This window comes from Duganella sp. CF402 (genome assembly GCF_900109645.1).
Taxonomy (GTDB): Bacteria; Pseudomonadota; Gammaproteobacteria; order Burkholderiales; family Burkholderiaceae_D; genus Rugamonas.
On sequence record NZ_FOBG01000001.1, the window covers coordinates 3,273,916 to 3,291,655 of the forward strand.

19 protein-coding genes are annotated in these 17,740 nt (G+C 62.9%); 6 read left to right on the forward strand and 13 right to left on the reverse strand.

The features are described from left to right. Positions 1-31: 31 nt before the first annotated feature. Complete coding sequence (gene ybiB, locus BMZ70_RS14660) at positions 32-1,015, reverse strand: DNA-binding protein YbiB (protein WP_092275550.1); 984 nt, start codon at positions 1,013-1,015, stop codon at positions 32-34. A 76-nt stretch (positions 1,016-1,091) separates the two neighbouring features. Here ybiB and BMZ70_RS14665 point away from each other — a divergent pair, with 76 nt between their 5' ends. Next, positions 1,092-2,150 carry a 3-deoxy-7-phosphoheptulonate synthase gene (locus BMZ70_RS14665; RefSeq protein ID WP_092275553.1) on the forward strand — a complete coding sequence of 353 codons (1,059 nt, stop codon included), beginning with the start codon at positions 1,092-1,094 and terminating at the stop codon, positions 2,148-2,150. Between the two features lie 8 nt (positions 2,151-2,158). Here the strand turns inward: BMZ70_RS14665 and BMZ70_RS14670 are convergent, their stop codons facing one another. After that, positions 2,159-2,428 (reverse strand): hypothetical protein, encoded by a 270-nt coding sequence (locus BMZ70_RS14670; protein ID WP_229205414.1) that lies wholly within the window; start codon positions 2,426-2,428, stop codon positions 2,159-2,161. 208 nt (positions 2,429-2,636) lie between these two features. Between BMZ70_RS14670 and tsaD the strand changes: the two genes are divergently transcribed. Continuing rightward, complete coding sequence (gene tsaD, locus BMZ70_RS14675) at positions 2,637-3,677, forward strand: tRNA (adenosine(37)-N6)-threonylcarbamoyltransferase complex transferase subunit TsaD (protein ID WP_092275556.1); 1,041 nt, start codon at positions 2,637-2,639, stop codon at positions 3,675-3,677. Here tsaD and BMZ70_RS14680 read toward each other — a convergent pair. Further along, entirely contained in the window at positions 3,674-3,859 is a 186-nt protein-coding gene (locus BMZ70_RS14680; protein WP_092275559.1) for a hypothetical protein, read from the reverse strand. The two genes, tsaD and BMZ70_RS14680, sit on opposite strands and share 4 nt — an antisense overlap. 168 nt (positions 3,860-4,027) lie before the next feature. Further along, a complete protein-coding gene (locus tag BMZ70_RS14685; protein WP_092275562.1) occupies positions 4,028-4,972 on the reverse strand; it encodes a LysR family transcriptional regulator in 945 nt (314 codons plus the stop codon). Positions 4,973-5,081: 109 nt separating this feature from the next. Between BMZ70_RS14685 and BMZ70_RS14690 the strand changes: the two genes are divergently transcribed. Beyond that, complete coding sequence (locus BMZ70_RS14690) at positions 5,082-5,933, forward strand: oxidoreductase (RefSeq protein ID WP_092275565.1); 852 nt, start codon at positions 5,082-5,084, stop codon at positions 5,931-5,933. On the opposite strand, the gene BMZ70_RS14695 is transcribed toward BMZ70_RS14690, so the two are convergent. The 6 genes from BMZ70_RS14695 to ybaK all read right to left on the reverse strand — a co-directional run bounded on the left by BMZ70_RS14695 (position 5,930) and on the right by ybaK (position 10,438). Continuing rightward, positions 5,930-7,105, reverse strand: coding sequence for a metal-dependent hydrolase (locus BMZ70_RS14695; protein WP_092275568.1), 1,176 nt, complete (start codon positions 7,103-7,105; stop codon positions 5,930-5,932). The genes BMZ70_RS14690 and BMZ70_RS14695 overlap by 4 nt on opposite strands. After that, positions 7,106-7,396 carry a DUF427 domain-containing protein gene (locus BMZ70_RS14700; protein WP_092275571.1) on the reverse strand — a complete coding sequence of 97 codons (291 nt, stop codon included), beginning with the start codon at positions 7,394-7,396 and terminating at the stop codon, positions 7,106-7,108. A gap of 12 nt (positions 7,397-7,408) precedes the next feature. Beyond that, on the reverse strand, positions 7,409-8,461 hold the full coding sequence (locus tag BMZ70_RS14705; protein ID WP_092275574.1) for a sensor domain-containing diguanylate cyclase: 1,053 nt from the start codon (positions 8,459-8,461) through the stop codon (positions 7,409-7,411). A 95-nt stretch (positions 8,462-8,556) separates the two neighbouring features. Next, positions 8,557-9,204, reverse strand: a complete 648-nt coding sequence (locus tag BMZ70_RS14710) for a DsbA family oxidoreductase (RefSeq protein ID WP_092275577.1) — start codon at positions 9,202-9,204, stop codon at positions 8,557-8,559. Between the two features lie 5 nt (positions 9,205-9,209). Continuing rightward, positions 9,210-9,821, reverse strand: a complete 612-nt coding sequence (gene plsY, locus BMZ70_RS14715) for a glycerol-3-phosphate 1-O-acyltransferase PlsY (protein WP_092275579.1) — start codon at positions 9,819-9,821, stop codon at positions 9,210-9,212. Between the two features lie 125 nt (positions 9,822-9,946). Continuing rightward, positions 9,947-10,438: a Cys-tRNA(Pro) deacylase gene (ybaK, locus tag BMZ70_RS14720; RefSeq protein ID WP_092275582.1), complete on the reverse strand. Its 492-nt coding sequence runs from the start codon at positions 10,436-10,438 to the stop codon at positions 9,947-9,949. A 24-nt stretch (positions 10,439-10,462) separates the two neighbouring features. Between ybaK and BMZ70_RS14725 the strand changes: the two genes are divergently transcribed. The 3 genes from BMZ70_RS14725 to BMZ70_RS14735 all read left to right on the forward strand — a co-directional run bounded on the left by BMZ70_RS14725 (position 10,463) and on the right by BMZ70_RS14735 (position 15,937). Further along, on the forward strand, positions 10,463-11,437 hold the full coding sequence (locus BMZ70_RS14725) for an endonuclease/exonuclease/phosphatase family protein (RefSeq protein ID WP_092275585.1): 975 nt from the start codon (positions 10,463-10,465) through the stop codon (positions 11,435-11,437). 136 nt (positions 11,438-11,573) lie between these two features. Further along, positions 11,574-12,809, forward strand: a complete 1,236-nt coding sequence (locus BMZ70_RS14730; protein ID WP_092275588.1) for an efflux RND transporter periplasmic adaptor subunit — start codon at positions 11,574-11,576, stop codon at positions 12,807-12,809. A gap of 2 nt (positions 12,810-12,811) precedes the next feature. After that, the gene (locus tag BMZ70_RS14735; protein WP_092275591.1) at positions 12,812-15,937 is read left to right on the forward strand and encodes an efflux RND transporter permease subunit; all 3,126 of its coding nucleotides are present in this window, start codon (positions 12,812-12,814) and stop codon (positions 15,935-15,937) included. Here the strand turns inward: BMZ70_RS14735 and BMZ70_RS14740 are convergent, their stop codons facing one another. From BMZ70_RS14740 to BMZ70_RS14750, 3 genes are read right to left on the reverse strand one after another with little or no spacing between them, the layout of a single operon-like run. Then, entirely contained in the window at positions 15,938-16,126 is a 189-nt protein-coding gene (locus BMZ70_RS14740) for a hypothetical protein (RefSeq protein ID WP_092275594.1), read from the reverse strand. A gap of 53 nt (positions 16,127-16,179) precedes the next feature. Beyond that, positions 16,180-17,082, reverse strand: a complete 903-nt coding sequence (gene xerD / locus BMZ70_RS14745) for a site-specific tyrosine recombinase XerD (RefSeq protein WP_092275597.1) — start codon at positions 17,080-17,082, stop codon at positions 16,180-16,182. Continuing rightward, complete coding sequence (locus BMZ70_RS14750; RefSeq protein WP_229205476.1) at positions 17,058-17,522, reverse strand: methylated-DNA--[protein]-cysteine S-methyltransferase; 465 nt, start codon at positions 17,520-17,522, stop codon at positions 17,058-17,060. The genes xerD and BMZ70_RS14750 overlap by 25 nt, the downstream gene beginning before the upstream one ends. Between the last annotated feature and the right edge of the window lie 218 nt (positions 17,523-17,740).

Here is a 17,740-nt window from a genome sequence, read left to right on the forward strand (position 1 = left end):
CTGCGCCGGGGCGACGCGAAAGGGCGAGATTTTACGCTATCGGCTCGCTCACATGCTGGCGCGAGGCCACGGTGCGCGAAACCAGCAGGCACTGCGCCACCTGTTCGGCGATCGGCGGCGGCACCGGCACCGCGCCGTCCAGCACCGACTTGATCCACGCAGCGGTAGTAGCCGCATCCTTGTTTTCCGGCAGCAGCGGCAGCTCACCGACCAGCGTCTGCTTGGGTACCAGCGTGGTGCGCAGGCCGCCGTGGAACCAGTCGATCTGCTGCGCCTTGTTGGCATTGGCCACCGTCTCGCCTTCGGTGCCGCGCATCAGGAAAGCATCGCCGCGCTCGTGCGGAGCCGCAGTGGTGAAATATTCGCCCAGCATTTCCAGGTATTCCGGATGCGTGTACGACACCAGCCGCAACGCCGGCCCGGCAAACGGCTGCATAATTTTGACTAACGTATGCGTCGAATTGCGCACCCCGAGGATGCGGCGCAAGGACAGCATATGCGCCAGCTTGGGCGCCATCGTCTCGATGGTGATGAAGGCCGGCTTGCCCTGCGACATAGACTCCTCCGCCTCCGAGCGGTGGCGCGCCGCCGGCACGCCCAGCTCGGCAAACACCTCCGCCGTCGCCACGCGGCCGAGGTCGGTCGCCACGCCGTGCACCAGCACCGGCACGCCCTCGCGCGCCAACAGCATGGCCAGCAACGGCGTCAGGTTGGCCATCTTGCGTGCGCCGTTGTAGGTCGGGATCACCACCGGGGCGAACTGGCCGGGCGGCGCGTTGAACGGCTCGAACGCCGCCTCGGCCGCGTCGAGGAAACCGGCGATTTCCTCCACCGACTCGCCCTTGATGCGCATCGACAGCAAAATGCCGCCCAGCTCCAGATCGGACACGCGGCCGTCCAGCATGGCTTGGTACAGGTCATGGGCGTCGTCGCGGGTCATGCTGCGCGCGCCGTTCTTGCCGCGACCAATTTCTTTGATGAAACGTGCGGCTGGGAAGGGTTCAAATGTGGTCATGGCGCCAAGCTTAAACCACCGGGGCGCATTTCGGCTACACTATCTGGCTCCCGAAAATGAAACTACTGTAGAGATCATGATTTCCCCAGACATTGAAAACGTCAACGTCACCTCGTTTGGCGCGATGCCGTCGCCGGAAGCCTTGCACAGCAAGCTGCCGCTGACCGACCTCGCCTCCGAGACCGTGATGCAAGGCCGCGAAGCCCTGCGCAACATCATCGACCGCAAGGACAAGCGCCTGTTCGTGGTGGTCGGCCCCTGCTCGATCCACGACCCGGTGGCCGGCCTGGACTATGCGCGCCGCTTGAAGGCGCTGCAGGCCGAAGTGGCCGACACCATGCTGCTGGTGATGCGCGTGTATTTCGAAAAGCCGCGCACCACCACCGGCTGGAAGGGCTATATCAATGATCCGGACATGGACGATTCGTTCCGCGTCAACGTTGGCATGGAAAAGGCGCGCCAGTTCCTGCTGGACGTGTGCGAGCTGGGCCTGCCAACCGCCACCGAAGCGCTGGACCCGATCTCGCCGCAGTACCTGGGCGACCTGATCGCCTGGACCGCCATCGGCGCCCGTACCACCGAATCGCAGACCCACCGCGAAATGTCGTCCGGCCTGTCGACTCCGGTCGGCTTCAAGAACGGCACCGATGGCGACATCAGCATCGCCATCAACGCCATCCTGTCGTCGGCGCACCCGCACTCCTTCCTGGGCATCAACGCACAGGGCAATGTGTCGATCGTGCGTACCCGTGGCAATGCCTACGGCCACGTGGTGCTGCGCGGCGGCGACGGCCGTCCGAACTACGATTCGGTGTCGATCGCGATTGCCGAACAGGCGCTGGCCAAGGCCAAGCTGCCGGCCAATCTGGTAGTCGACTGCTCGCATGCCAACAGCTACAAGAAGCCGGAGCTGCAACCGCTGGTGATGGCCGACGTCATCCACCAGATCGTGCAGGGCAACAAGTCGCTAGTGGGCGTGATGATTGAATCGAATATCGTTGGCGGCAACCAGAAGATCCCGGCGGACCTGAGCCAGCTGGTGTACGGCTGCTCGGTGACCGACGGCTGCATCGACTGGGACACCACCGAAAAGATGCTGCGCGACGCGCACCAGCAGCTGAAGAACCGCCCATAATCAGTAACTCAGTAGCAGTAAGCCACCAGACTGGTGGCCACGCCAAACTGCCCCGCCAGCGCCGCCTCGGCCCTGCTGGCGGGCGCACTCAGTTCATCCAGGTCGAGATAGACCTTCGTCCCCTCCACCTTCACCGAGTAACGCCGCGCGCGATCACTTTCGAGCACCGCATGCACGCTCTCTTCGCCGGTGCGGAACAGCGCCACACCCGGCAGCTCTTGCCACGCCAGCCCGCGCGGAATGAGGCGCACGCCATCGCCCAGCGGTACATCCTTCAATTTGCATATCAGCTTCCAGTGTCTGTCCATCGCCATACCCTCCCCTGCCCGCAGAGAAGCAAAAGCGATGCCACTCAAAACACGTGAAAATCCTGTCCATTTGGCAAAAAATCGCACCCGGCCAGTGCATGCCGGCGCGGCGCTGGTGCATGCTTGCACGCCATTTCCATTACAATGGCGGATTCCCCTTTTGATTTCTGCTGCTTCCATGATCGTTCTTGGCGTTGAATCCTCCTGCGACGAAACCGGCCTGGCCCTGTACGACACGCAACACGGCCTGCTGTCCCACGCCCTGCATTCGCAGGTCGCCATGCACGAGGAATACGGTGGTGTGGTGCCCGAGCTGGCCTCGCGCGACCACATCCGCCGCGCCATCCCGCTGCTGACGCAGACGCTGGAAAGCGCCGGCAAATCGCTCACCGACATCGACGCCATCGCCTACACCCAAGGCCCTGGCCTGGCCGGCGCGCTGCTGGTCGGCTCGTCGGTGGCGTGCAGCCTGGGGCTGGCGCTGGACAAGCCAGTGCTGGGCGTGCACCACCTCGAAGGCCACCTGCTGTCGCCGCTGCTGGCGTCGGAGCCGCCGGAATTCCCGTTCATCGCCCTGCTGGTGTCGGGCGGCCATACCCAGCTGATGCGGGTGGACGGCGTCGGCCAGTACACCCTGCTGGGCGAAACGCTGGACGATGCGGCCGGCGAAGCATTCGACAAGTCGGCCAAGCTGCTGGGCCTCGGTTATCCGGGCGGCCCGGCGATTTCGCGCCTGGCGGAATTCGGCGATCCGGCCGCCTACAAGCTGCCGCGCCCGATGATGCACACCAAGGATTTCAATTTCAGCTTCTCCGGCCTGAAAACGGCGGTGCTGACCGTGGTGAAGAACCACGAGGAAAAAATCATCGCCAACATCTGCGAGCAGGACAAAGCCAACATCGCGCGCGGCTTCGTCGACGCGATTGTGGAAGTACTGACCGCGAAATGCGTGTCCGCGCTCAAGCACACCGGCCTGAAGCGGCTGGTGATCGCGGGCGGCGTGGGCGCGAACGCCCAGCTGCGCGCCTCGTTGAACGCGGCGGCAGCCAAGAAGAAGTTCAAGGTCTATTACCCGGAACTGGAGTTTTGCACCGATAACGGCGCAATGATCGCCTTCGCCGGGGCCATGCGTTTGATGATTAACCCGGACGCGGCGAAGAAAGATTACTCGTTCAATGTGCGGCCACGCTGGCCGCTGGACGAGCTCAGAGTGATCTAACTCTGGGCGAACGCCATCCCGGCGAGGACGGCCAGGCCGACCAGCGGGATCAGGTATTTGGCCTTGCCCTTGCCCAGGCTGATACCTTGAGCGGCAATGCGTTCGCTACGCAGGCGATGTTCATCGGCCGGCGATTCGTGTTGTACTGCGGTCTTGTTGTCTTTTTCAGTTACGGTATTCATAACAGCCTCCATAGTCATCGATCTTCTTCCTTTCTGGAGAGCAATGCAATTGTTGTGCCAACCAATTAGGCGGAAAGTGGCCTATACAGCTTGATTTTAGGTGCTTTTGTGGCGAAGTAGCCACACAGTACAACGCATCAGGCACCAATTCCGTGCACACACGCACCTTCATGTGGTTGATTTTTTCTTGCTAGTATAGACAGCCTGGCGCTGCGCCTGAAGCAGCACCGGCGCCCGCTCGGCCATGAAATCGATGAAATGGCGCACCCGCAGCGGCATCTGCGTGCGTTGCTGGTAGTACATGAAAACGCCGTTGTTGGCGGTGATGGTGGGCGTCAGCAGCGGCACCAGCGTGCCGCTGGCCAGCGCGTCTTCGATCATGAACACCGGCATCTGGCCGATCCCCAGTCCGCTCAGCACCGCCGTCAACTCCCCCTCCACCGTATTGAAACTGGCCACCACCGGCACGTCCTGATAGACCGTGGCGCCGTCGATGTGGAATTCCCACGGCATCAGGCGCCCGGTGCTGGGCCGGCGGAAACCGGTGCAGCGGTGCGCGGCCAGATCGCTCACCTTCTTCGGCGTGCCATGCCGCTCAAGATAAGACGGCGCGGCACAGGTCAGCAGCGCAATGTCGCCCAGCTTGCGCGAAATGAGATTGCGCTCGGGCGGACTGCCGGCGCGGAAGCCGACGTCGATCTTGTTCTCCACCAGATCGGTGAAATGGTCGTCCAGCTGCATGTCGAAATGGGCGCCGGGGTAGCGCTGCTGGAACGCCGGCAGCAACGGCACGATGATGGCGGTGCCGATCGACATGGGCGCAGCCACGCGGATCAGGCCGTCCACCTCGAGCCGGCTGCCCTGGATCTGGTCAAGCGCATCATCCAGCAGGCGCATGCCGGGCTGGGCCAGCTCGAACAAGCGCGTGCCCTCGTCGGTCAGGCTGAGGCTGCGTGTGGTGCGGTGGAACAGGCGCACGCCGAGGTGATCCTCCAGCTGCCGCACCGCCTTGCTGACCGCTTGCGGCGTCAGGCCGGCATCCACCGCCGCCTGGCTGAAACTCCTGGCGCGCACCACGCCGATGAACAAACTGACGACCCGGGCTTTATCCATGTTATTTACAACCAAAAGGTGAAAATCAAACAGCTTTCGTATGGCTAGTGTAGCAGGTGATGGAAGCCTAAACTGGGCTCCATCAACTCACCTCGAAAGGAAAAGCATCATGAACAAAGTATGGTTTATCACCGGTGCATCGCGCGGCTTCGGCGTACTGACGGCACAAAAAGCACTGGAACGTGGCGACTTCGTGGTGGCCACCGCACGCGATCCGCAAACCGTCATCGCCGCGCTGGGCGAGCATCCCAACCTGCTGGCGTTGCGCCTGGACGTGAAGCTGGAAGCCCAAGCCATCACCGCCGCGCAGCAAGCGGTGGCGCGCTTCGGCCGCATCGACGTGTTGGTCAACAATGCCGGCTACGGCCTGCTGGGCGCGGTGGAAGAAGCCAGCGCCGAGGAAGTGCGCGCGCTGTACGAGACCAACGTGTTCGGCCTGCTCAACGTCAGCCGCGCCGTGCTGCCAGTGATGCGCAAACAAGGCAGCGGCCACGTGATGAACATCTCGTCAGTGGGCGGCTATTCTTCCTATGCCGGCTGGGGCGTGTACGGCTCGACCAAGTTTGCGGTGGAAGGGCTGAGCGAGGCGATGGCGATTGAACTGGAACCGCTGGGCATCAAGGTGACAGTGGTAGAGCCGGGATTCTTCCGCACCGACTTCCTCGACGCTTCGTCGCTGGTGGCCACGCGCGACCGCATTGATTCTTACGCCGCCACGGTCGGCGTGATGCGTGACTTCGCGGCCGGCGTCAACCACGCGCAGCCGGGCGATCCGCTCAAGCTGGCCGGCGCTCTGCTGCAACTGGCCGACAGCGCCACGCCGCCGACCCGCCTGCAACTGGGCTCGGACACGGTGCAGCGCGTGCGCGCCAAAAACCAGTTCGTGGAAAAAGAGATGGCCGAATGGCTGGACGTCGCGCTCTCCACCGATCACGACGACGTTTTGAAACAGGCCGCCTAAAACAGGTCGGCGCGCGGGTAACTCCATGCCGGCACACCTTGCGGGCATGGAGTTTTTTCGTCCACGTGCAGCGAGGTGAAGTTCCCGCGCGGGGTGGTGGCAAAGCGGTAGTCGGACAGTACGCCATCGGCCAATATAGGCATGCGGCCGAAGCGCAGCCAGGCATCGACGTGGCAACTGTTGGCTTTCAGCGCGCGCAGTTCCTGCAAGCTGCCGCTGACACTCTGCGTCCGCTCGCGCAGGCCCGCCGGGCAAGCTTCCGCAGCCAGCCACGCCGGCGCTGCGCTGGCCACACCGCGCTGCAAGCGGTACTGCGTGCCATTGCTCTGCATGCTGACGTAGGCCCAGCACAGCGGCTGCGACGGGAATGCCGTCATCGCCACATCCAGCACCCGCGCGGATGGATCGATGCGCTGCAAGTCCGCCGTCACGAGCGCCCTGCCTGCATGCGAGGCCACGCCCTGCACCGCGATGAACGCCACGCTGACGCCCAGCGCCAGCAGCAAACCCGCGCGTCCCTGCTCGCCAGCACGCCACTGCGCGAAGCCGCAAGCCGCAGCAATCAGCAACAGCGCCGCAAACGACATCCATCCGAGATATTCGCGCGCAGCAAAGAACACCAACGCCGCGAACAAAGCCAGCAGCCCGGCCATGCGCAACCAGCGCCAGCGCATGATGAGCGCCATCGGCACACCAATCGCCACCCAGAATAGCGGCTCGATGATGAACACCATGTCGCCATATAACCAGCGCCCATCGAACGGATACCACGGATGCACGCCATACGAATTGGTGAAGTCCATCAGCAGGTGCAGCGCCAGGCCGAGGCCTATGCTCAGCGTCAGCCCAAGCCGCGCCGGGCGACTGGCACGCAGCAATGAGCGCGCCGACGGCCAGCAAAGCCACAGCAGCGCCGCCAGCAGCAAGGCCTGCGGCACGGCCCACAGCACCGTATGTGTATGCCCGCGATGGTTAAGCAGATAGCCCAAAGGATCAGGCAGCAGCTTGGTCAGGAACAGATCGAGGTCAGGAAAATTGCTGGCCAGCGCGCACGCCACCAGCAGCAAGCGATGCCGCACACGCTGCGACAGCGCGTCCGCCTCCGCAGGCAGGCTGCGGTGCACCACTTCGCCAACACCAAATCCGATAATGCTGTGGGTGATGTTATCCAACTAGCGCTGCACCTCGACGCCGCGCCAGAAGGCCACGTGGTCCTTGATCTGCGCCGCCTTCTCGGAAGGCTCCGAGTAGTACCACGCGGCGTTCTCGTTGATCTTGCCATCCACGTTCAGCGAGTAGTAGCTGGCCAGGCCTTTCCACGGACAGCGCGAGGTATGGCTGCTGGCCTGCAGGTATTCCCGCTTGACGCTGGCAGGCGGGAAGTAGACGTTGTTTTCCACGATTTGAACCTGGTCGTCGCTCGCCTGCGCGATGACGACCCCATTCCAGATAGCAGTAGGCATGACCACTCTCCTTTATTCGGACCCGCACTCCACACGATTACGGCCTGCGTGCTTGGCGCGGTACAACGCGGCATCGGCCTGTTGCAGCAGGCTGTCCGCATCGTTGATTTCCATATGATTGAACGCACCCACGCCGATGCTGGCCGTCACCTGGAACTGGCGCGCGCCGGCGCTGTGCAGCAACGCTTCAATTTTAACGCGTAGATTTTCCGCCAGCTTGCACGCGCCGTCCACCGGGGTGTTCGGCAAGACGATGCACAGCTCTTCGCCGCCGTAGCGGCTCGGCAGGTCGATCACGCGCAGGCTCTCGCGCAGCATGCGGCCGATGTTGGCCAGCACCTGGTCGCCCACCATGTGGCCGTATTCATCGTTGACCTTCTTGAAGTGATCGACATCGATCATCAGCGCGGACAGCGGTGAGCGGAAACGGCGCGCGCGCGCCACTTCAAACTTCAGCCGGTGCTGCAGCGAGCGCCGGTTGTGCAAACCCGTCAGATCATCGGTGGTGGCCAGCAGTTCCAGCTCGCGCACCGCCGCTTCCAGGCTGCGCTCATTGGCGCGCAGTTCGATCAACGCCATCACCTGGCGCGCCAGCCTGGCCAGCGTGGTGCGCTGCGCCTCGCTCAGGCGGCCCGGCTTGGTGTCCAGCACGCACAGGGTGCCGATGGCATGGCCGTCCGACGACGACAGCGCCACGCTGCTGTACATGCGCATGTGCGGCGCGTTGACCGTCAGCGTCATGTGCGCGGTGCGCGGGTCTTCGGCGAGATCGGGAATTTCAGTAACGGCATCGCCCAGCACGGCCAGCGAGCAATAGCTCTCGCCGCGCGGCAGTTCGCCCAGCTGCATGCCGGCGCAGGACTTGATCCAGACGCGCTCGGCGTCGACCAGCGAGATGAAAGCGTAGGGGACTTCGCAGACTTGCGCCGCCAGCTCGGTGAGGAAGCTGAAATCTTCGCAGGCGGGGGTGTCGAGGATGTGATAACGATGCAGCGCAGCTAAACGGAACTGGTCAGCCTGCGGACGAGCGGTAATCAGCGTGTGAACTTTTTCTACGGCCAGCATGGGCCTCCCTGAGTAATTGACAAGATTCTTATCATTTTTACCCAAGGAGTGTATAGCAAAACAAGATCGCGCAAGGCGACTTTTTACGCTGCTTTTTACGTTTTCGTCATAATCTCGCGCAGCGCGCGTTCAAACACTTCCGCCGGCTGGCCGCCGGAAATCAGGTGGCGCTCGTTGATGATCACGGCCGGCACCGAGTTGATGCCGTGGCGCTGGAAGAACTGCTCGGCCTCGCGCACTTCCGGGCCATACTCGCCCGTATGCAGCACCTGGCGCGCCGCGTCCTTGTCCAGCCCCACTTCGCCGGCAAGGTAGATCAGCACTTCATGCGCGCTCGGATCCAGGCCTTGGGTAAAGTAAGCCTTGAACAGCGCCTGCTTCAATTCCTTCTGCTTGCCCTGCAAGCCGGCCCAATGCAGCAGGCGGTGGGCGTCGAAGGTGTTGTAGATACGGCCGCGCTTGTCCATCGCGAAATCGAAGCCGACTTCGGCGCCGCGCGCGCGGATCATCTCGCGCGCCTGCTGTTGCTGTTCGGCGGTCGAACCGTATTTCTCGGTCAGGTGCTCGCCGATGTCCTGCCCTTCCGGCGGCATGTTGGCGTTCAGCTCGAATGGCTGGAAGTGGATGCTCACTTCGGCGTCAGCGCCGATGTTGGCCAGCGCCTTGTCCAGCGAGCTCAGGCCGATGGCGCACCACGGGCAGGAGACGTCGGAGACGAAATCGATTTTGAGAGGAGTTGCCATTTTATTTACTTGCCTTTCGCTTTGCTGCCGATGCGGCTCTCCTTGCCTGCGATCAGGTTGGAGATATTTTTGCTGTGACGGAACACCAGCAGCGCGCTCATGGCAAACACGGCGAACAGCTGCGGCTCCACGCCAAACAACAATCCATAATAGAACGGCGCAAACACTGCCGCCACCAAAGCTGCCAGCGACGAATAACGGAATGCAAACGCCACGGCCAGCCACGTCACCAAGGTGGCGACGCCCAGCCAAGGATTCAAGCCCAGCAGTACACCGGCCGCCGTCGCCACACCCTTGCCGCCGACAAAGCGGAAGAATACCGGCCACAGGTGGCCCAGGAACACGGCGATCGCCACCAGCGCGATGGTCGCATCGCCGATATTCAGCTGCGGCGCAAAATGGATCGCCAGCCACACCGCCAGCCAGCCTTTGACGGCATCGCCGATCAGGGTAGCGATGGCTGCGCCTTTGTTGCCGCTTCGCAACACATTGGTGGCGCCCGGGTTTTTCGAACCATAGGTGCGGGGATCGGCCAGGCCGAACAGCTTGCTGCTGACGACGGCAAACGAGATCGAGCCGATCAGGTAGGCGGCCACGGTCATCCAAACAGTATTCATCTTTTCCTCAAATTATTGTTATCTAAATTCGGGGTCAGAGCCGACAATCGGACATTCGCGCACGAAATGTCCGATTGTCGGCTCTGACCCCGAATTTGCAGCCGACGAATATACACTGCCGCGCCTTACTCGGCCAGAGCGCAGTGTACCGCCTTGGCGTTGAGCAGCTCGGTCAGCACCTGGGGCTTGATGCCCACCAGGTAGCCGCGCCTGCCCCCATTGATATAAATCGTTTCCAGCGCAAGGATGCTATCCTCCACATACACCGGCATGGTCTTCTTGGTGCCGAACGGCGAAGTCCCGCCGATCATGTAGCCGCTGTGGCGCGACGCCACTTCCGGCTTGCACGGTTCAACGGACTTGCAGCCGATGTTGCGGGCGAGATTCTTGGTCGAGACCTTGCAATCGCCGTGCATCAGCACAATTAAGGGTTTAGCGGCTTCGTCCTGCATCACCAGCGTCTTGACCACGTGGTGCTCGTCGACGCCCAGTTCGCGCGAAGACACGCCGGTGCCGCCGTGCTCCTCGTAATCGTAGGGGTGCTCGGTGAAGGCCACCTTGTGCTTGCGCAGCAGCTGGGTGGCCGGGGTTTCGGAGATGTGCTCTTTTTTCGCCATGATCGGTTCGGGGAGTTGTCCATTATGCAGCAGGAAATTCGCTTTGCTACTTTCAATGTATGCAATCTTTCCCAGCCTGGGGCGAAATTGTACGACAATCTGGCGCCCCTGACCGAGGCCGAGTACGAAGCGAAAGTCGCCTGGACCGCGCAACAGCTCGATGCGCTCGATGCCGATGTGATCGGCCTGCAGGAAATCTTCTCCCTGCCCGCGTTGCGCGAGGTGCTGGCCAAAACCACCCGCTACCGGGAAGCCACCCTGGCCGGCTTCGAACCGCCGCCCGATCCCGTCACCGGCGCACCGCGCCTGACGCCGGAAGTGGCGCTCATTACACGCCTGCCGCTGGCGGCGCCGCCGCAAGCCTACATCGTCTTCCCCGACGGCGTGGCCCTGCCCGAAGGCAGCCGCGACGCCGACCGCTTCGCGCGCGCGCCGCTGCATGTGCAGGTGGTGCTGCCGAACCAGCAGATTGCCGACGTGATCGTGATCCACCTCAAATCCAAGCGCCCCGACTACCGCAACGGCGACGTCGGCGACGACCCGATGCTGCATGCGCAAGCCAACCTGCGCTCACTGATCCGGCGCGGCACCGAGGCGGTGGCCTTGCGCGCCCTGCTCAGCGCGCTGGACAAGGAACAGCACCGCCCGCGCGTGGTGCTGGGCGATTTCAACGACACGGTGGACGCCGTCACCACCCACATCGTGATGGGCGCCGGCAAGGCCTGCGAGCCGGGCGAGGAATTGCGCGGCCAGCTGTTCGACAGCCGCCAGCTCCAGCCCGGCGGCGACGGCGGCTACACCGACGGCGGCTACACCATCACCCACGACAGCCGCCTGATGACCATCGACCATGTGCTGGTGTCGGAGGAATTCCACCCGGCCTCGCCCCGCGCGGTGGGTGAAGTGCTACAGGTCAGCTACCTGAACGCCCACCTGCAGCCGCAGCTGCCGGAGGCGTCCGACCACGGCCAGGTGCTGGTAACCTTGTCCATGTACTAAGCATGTACTAAGTTTCATCCCATCTCGTTTTTCTGCATTTCAGGCGTGTTTTTACACCGCCTATCGCATTTCGCTGGCTGTCGCCCTTGCAACATCCTAAAGTGACACCATGCGCAATCCACACTAGAAAAACGATATGAAACTTGAAACCCTTCCCCCGTACACCCAGCCTACCGTGCGCAGCAAACGCTGGCGCAAGCCGGTAGCCGTTCTGATTGTGGTTGCGCTGGCCGGCGGCGGCTGGACCGTCTGGCACGGCAAGCAAGCCGCACCTGCCCAGGCCGCTGCGCCCGCCGCGCCTGCGGCTGCAGCCAAAGAGAAGAAAGACGTTTTCGAATTGTCGACCGGCGATATCGCGGCGGTCGACGCCCGTTCACTGGCGGTCAGCTTGCCCCTCTCGGGCTCGCTGGCGCCACTGAGTTCGGCCACCATCAAGTCCAAGGTTTCGGGCGTGGTGGAAGCCACCACGCTGCAGGAAGGCATGGCGGTGCACGCCGGCCAGGTGCTGGCCCGCATCGACCAGGCCGACCTGCGCGCGCGCCTGCAACAGCAGCAAGCCATGCTCGATGAAGCGCAGGCCAAGCTGGCGATGGCGACCAAGAACGAAGCCAACAGCCAGGCCCTGCTCAAGCAGAAATACATTTCGCAAAACGCCTATGACTCGACCCAGAACTCGGTTGACCTGGCGCGCGCGGCGGTGAAGTCGGCGGCAGCGATGGTGGAAATCGCCCGCATCGCCCTCAACGACGGCGTGATCAAGGCGCCGATCGATGGCGTGATCAGCAAACGCCACGTGCAGGCCGGCGAAAAGCTGGCGCCGGACATGGCGGTGTACAGCATCGTCAACCTGTCCGAGCTGACCCTGGAAGCGCAGGTGCCGGCGTCCGAAGTGCCGCGCGTGAAAGTCGGGCAGGATGTGAAATTCCGCGTCGACGGTTTCGCCCAGCGCGAATTCCACGGCAAGGTGGCGCGCATCAATCCAGCCACCGAAACCGGCTCGCGCGCGATGCTGGTCTACATCGCCGTCAAGAACGATGACAGCGCGCTGCGCGCCGGCATGTTCGCCAAGGGCAGCATCGTCACCGACCGCTCGGCGGTGGCGCCGGTGGTGCCGCTGGCAGCAATCCGCAGCGACAAGGATGGCAAACAGATCGTCTACAAGGTAGAACAAGGCAAGCTGCTGGCGCAGCCGGTCAAGATCGGCCTGCGCAATGAAGAGGAAGGTTACGCCGAAGTGCAGGAAGGCTTGCAGCAAGGCGCGCACGTCATCATCTCGCGCCTGGACAGCCTGAAGCCCGGCGCTGCGGTCAAACTGCCGGCCGCGCCGCCACCATCGGCGCAAGCGATGACCGCTGAACCGGCGAAGGGCTGATCATGTGGATCACTAAAGTCAGCATTCAGAACCCGGTGTTCGCCACGATGGTAATGGTGGCGCTGATGGTGCTGGGCCTGTTCTCGTATCGCGGCCTGGGCCTGGAAGCGATGCCGAACGTCGAGATTCCCGGCGCCGCCATTGAGGTGCAGTATCCGGGCGCCTCGCCGGAAGCGGTGGAAAACGATATCACCCGTCCGATCGAGGAAGCGGTCAACACCGTCAGCGGCATCAAGACGCTGCGCTCCAACTCGTGGGAAGGCCGCGCCGGCGTCTACATCGACTTCGAACTGTCGGCCGACATGGACCGCGCCATGCAGGACTTGCGCGACAAAGTGGCGCAAGTGCGGCCGCGCTTCCCGCGTGAGGCCAAGGACCCGTTCATCATCCGCTTCGAAGGCGAGAACGCGCGTCCGATCGCGCAGATCGGCCTGACCGCCAGCGAACACTCGCTGCGCGAACTGTCGACGCTGGCCGACCAGATCATCGCCAAACGCTTCCAGGGCGTGGCCGGCGTTGGCCAGGTGCGCGTCAACGGCATGACGGCGCGCCAGATCCTGATCCAGCTGCGCCCTAACGACCTGACGGCGCAAGCGGTCGGCGTGGACGAAGTGCTGAACGCGATCCAGAACACCAACACCAACCTGCCGGCCGGCTTCATCAGCTACGGCGCCAGCGAACGGCTGGTGCGCGTCGAAGGCAAGATGAAGGATCCGCGCGACTTCAACAAGATCATCGTGGCGCGCCGCGCCAACGGGCCAGTCTATCTGGAGCAAGTGGCCACGGTGGAAGACGGCGCGCAGGAAGAGCTGTCGATCTCGCGCATCAACGGCAACCGCGCCGTCACGCTCGACATCACCAAGGTGCAGGACGCCAACGTGGTGGAAGTGGGCCGCCGCATCCAGCAGGTCGCCGCCGACCTGAAGAAAACCCTGCCGTCCGATATCAAGGTCGAAGTGCTGAATGACGAATCGCTGAAGGTGCAGGCGCAGCTGGACAACGTCAAGAAAACCATCATCGAAGGCGCGGTGCTGACGATGGTGATCGTGTTCTTCTTCCTGCACTCGTGGCGCTCGACCATCATCACCGGCCTGACGCTGCCGATCTCGGTGCTGGCCAGCTTCATCGCCATGAAGGCGTTCGGCTTCACGCTCAACTTCCTGACCCTGATGGCGCTGTCGCTGTGTATTGGCCTGCTGATTGACGATGCGATTGTGGTGCGCGAGAACATCGTGCGCCACCTCGGCATGGGCAAGAAGCACCGCCAGGCGGCCGAAGACGGCACCAACGAAATCGGCCTGGCCGTGATGGCCACCACCTTTGCGATTGTGGCCGTGTTCATTCCGGTGGCATTCATGGACGGCATCATCGGCCGCTTCTTCCTGCAATTCGGGATTACCGTGGCGGTGGCGGTGCTGGTGTCCTTGTTTGTCTCGTTCACGCTGGACCCGATGCTGTCGTCGGTGTGGCCGGACCCGGTGCAGGACCGCTTCAAATACCTGCCGTGGCTGGGCCGCTTCATGCACTGGCTGGAAGGCGGCGTGGAGTGGCTGCACAAAGTGTACGGCAAGGTGCTGGCACTGGCGCTGCGCTGGAAGAAGTCGACGCTGCTACTGGCCTTTGCGCTGTTCGCCGGCAGCATCCTGCTGGTGCCGCGCATCGGCGGCGAGATGATGCCGGAGCAGGATAACGGCTGGGTCAACTTCCTGGTCAAGACCCCGGTCGGCTCCAGCCTGGACTACACCAACAACAAGGTGCATCAGGTGGAAGCGGCGCTCAAGGCCTTCCCTGAAATCGACAGCGTCATCGCCGTGGTCGGCACCTGGGACGGCCGCAACACCGCGCAGATCGACATCAAGCTAAAGGACCGCAAGTTCCACGCTCGCCGCACGCAGCAGCAGATGGAGGCAGCGATCCGCGCCCGCCTGAACCAGATCGCCGGCATCACGCTGACGGCCGGCATGAAGCCGATCTTCATCGCCATCCTCGGCACCGACGAAGCCAAGCTGGACGACGTCGCCCATCGCCTGATGGAGAAGATGCGCAAGATCAAAGGCCTGGTCGATCTGGAATACAGCCAGGAAGGCGCCAACCCGTCGACCAACATCAAGATCAACAACGAGCTGGCCAGCGACCTTGGCCTGACTACGCAGCAGATCGGCGCCGCCCTGCGGCCGTTCGTGGCGGGTGACACCACCTCGCACTTCCTGGCCGCTGATGGCCAGAACTACGAAGTCAACGTGCAACTGCCGAAATCGGGCCGCCAGAAAGTGACCGACCTGGCCGACCTGTCGCTGGCGTCGAGCAAGCTGGGGCCTGACGGCCGTCCGGTGATGGTGCCGCTGCGCCAGGTGGTGGACTTCGTGCCGGCCTTCAGCCCGCAAGTGCTGAAGCGCCAGGCGCTGCAACGCCGCGTGGCGGTGTACGCCAGCACCGAAGGCCGTCCCGGCGGCGACGTCGACAGCGACGTGAAGAAGGCCATGAAGGAAATCGAACTGCCGTCCGGCGTGCGCTTCGACGTCGGCGGCAATGCGCAGGAGATGGAACAGTCGATGACCTCGGCCATGATCGCGCTGGGCATCGCGGTGATCTTCATCTACCTGGTGCTGGCTTCGCAGTTCGGCAGCTTCCTGCAGCCGGTGGCCATCATGATGTCCTTGCCGCTGTCGCTGATCGGCGTGCTGGTGGCGCTGCTGGTGACTGGCAGCACGCTCAACATCTTCTCGGTGATTGGCTTCATCATGCTGATGGGCCTGGTGACCAAGAACGCCATCCTGCTGGTGGACTTCACCAACCACGCGCAGAAGGAAGGCCAGAGCCAGCACGAAGCGCTGATGACGGCCGGCCAGGTGCGCCTGCGCCCTATCCTGATGACGACGCTGGCGATGGTGTTCGGTATGCTGCCAATGGCGATCGGCATGGGTGAAGGCGGCGAGACGCAGGCCCCGATGGGCCGCGCGGTGATCGGCGGGGTGCTGACCTCAACCCTGCTGACGCTGGTGGTGGTGCCGGTGGCCTATACCTACCTGGACAGCCTCGGCAAACGCTGCGCGCGCTTCTTCAAGCGTCATCACGAAGAAGAGCACGGGCTGCACGAAGTGAAAAAAGAAGAAGCCGAAGTGGCTTAATCAGTTCTCGTCATCATCATCGTTGCGGGCGAGGCCGGAAACCTCGCCCTCGGCGAGATCCTCCTCGCCCTCCTGGGCCAGCCCGGGATTGTTCTTCAACTCGGCCTTGCGCCGGGCTTTCTCTTCCTGCTTTTTCTTCTTTTCCAACTCCCGCTGCCGCTTTTCATACGCGAAGTTCGTTTTGGCCATTTGCCCACTCCTCTTTAAAAGCGTTGCCCTGCCTTCATTATGACGCAAGTTCCTCAACCACGAGGATGATGTTGCGCATGCAAATGCTTCAAACGCTCGCGCGCGACGTGGGTGTAGATTTGCGTAGTTGAAATATCGGAATGCCCCAATAACAATTGCACAACACGCAAGTCAGCGCCGTGGTTGAGCAAATGTGTGGCAAACGCGTGGCGCAGGGTGTGCGGTGACAGCGGCGCTGTGATGCCGGCCTTCAGGGCATGTTTTTTAATCAAGACCCAGAACATCTGCCGCGTCATGCCGGAACCGCGCCCGGTGACGAACAGGGCGTCGTCCTGCTGGCCGTTGAGGATGACGCCGCGCGCCTCCTTCAAATAGCGCTCCAGCCACGATCGCGCCTGCGCGCCGAACGGCACCAGCCGCGTCTTGGCGCCCTTGCCGGTGACGCGCAACACGCCATCGTTCAGGCTCAGCTCCAGCAGCTTGAGCTCGACCAGCTCGGACACCCGCAGGCCGCTGGCGTACATCAATTCCAGCATGGTGCGCTCGCGCAGGCCTAATGGGGTATTGACGTCCGGCGCGGCCAGTAAAGCCTCCACCTGCGCCTCGCTCAGGGTGTGCACGAAACGCTGCGGCTGCTTGGCGGAAGCCAGTTTCAGGCTGGGATCAGCCTCGATGCGCCGCTGCCGCAGCAGCATCTGATAAAAGCGCTTGATCACCGACAGGCGCCGGTTGGACGAGGTGGCCTTGCCCTGCTCGTGGCGCGCCGCGATATAGCTTTCGATATCGTGCGCCTGCACCGCCAGCAAGCCATCGACCTGCGTGCGCTTTTGCTCCAGCCACTGCACGAACAGGCGCATGTCGCGCCGGTAGGCTTCCAGCGTGTTCTTGGACAGCCCGTCCTCCAGCCACAGGCTGTCGCAGAACTCGTCGATCAGAGCAAGGTTGTCTGCTGCCATGCGTACTCGCTCGAACCTTCATGCGCCAGCAGCCAGCGCTTGATGCCCAGCAGGTAGCCGTTGGGATCGTCGCTGTTGGAGAAGCCGCCCAGGCCGCCTGCTGCCGTCACCCGGTGGCACGGCACCACGATCGGGAACCAATTGGCGCCACAGGCCTGCCCCACCGCGCGCGGCGCCGAGCCGATGTGTTTGGCCAGCTCGCCGTAGGTGCGCATGCTGCCGCGCGGGATCGAGCTGATCGCCGCCCACACTTTTTGCTGGAACTCGGTACCGGCGCGCTTGAGCGGCAAGGTAAATTGGTAATCGGCATTGGCGCAGTATTGCTCGACCTGGTAGGCCGCCAGTTCGGCGGTCGCATCCTGCGGCGCCTTTGCCTCAAAATGGGGCGGCAGGTAGCACATCTCGGTTACCACGCCGGCGGCCGTCCGTATCCCTAGCATGCCGAAAGGCAGGGCGAGAATGGCGGAAAACAGCTCGCTGCCTTGTTGTATTTTGTTCACAGTTGCTTGCACCAAAAAGTTGTCTCTATGCACCATTATGTTGCATCCCTGCTACAGCAAAAATGCCACAGTGTTTCTATTGTAATTGGCGCGGGCAAAAAAAAAACGCACCATCTGGTGCGTTCTCAAATCCTGCTTCACGTTCCCGGTCGCTTGCC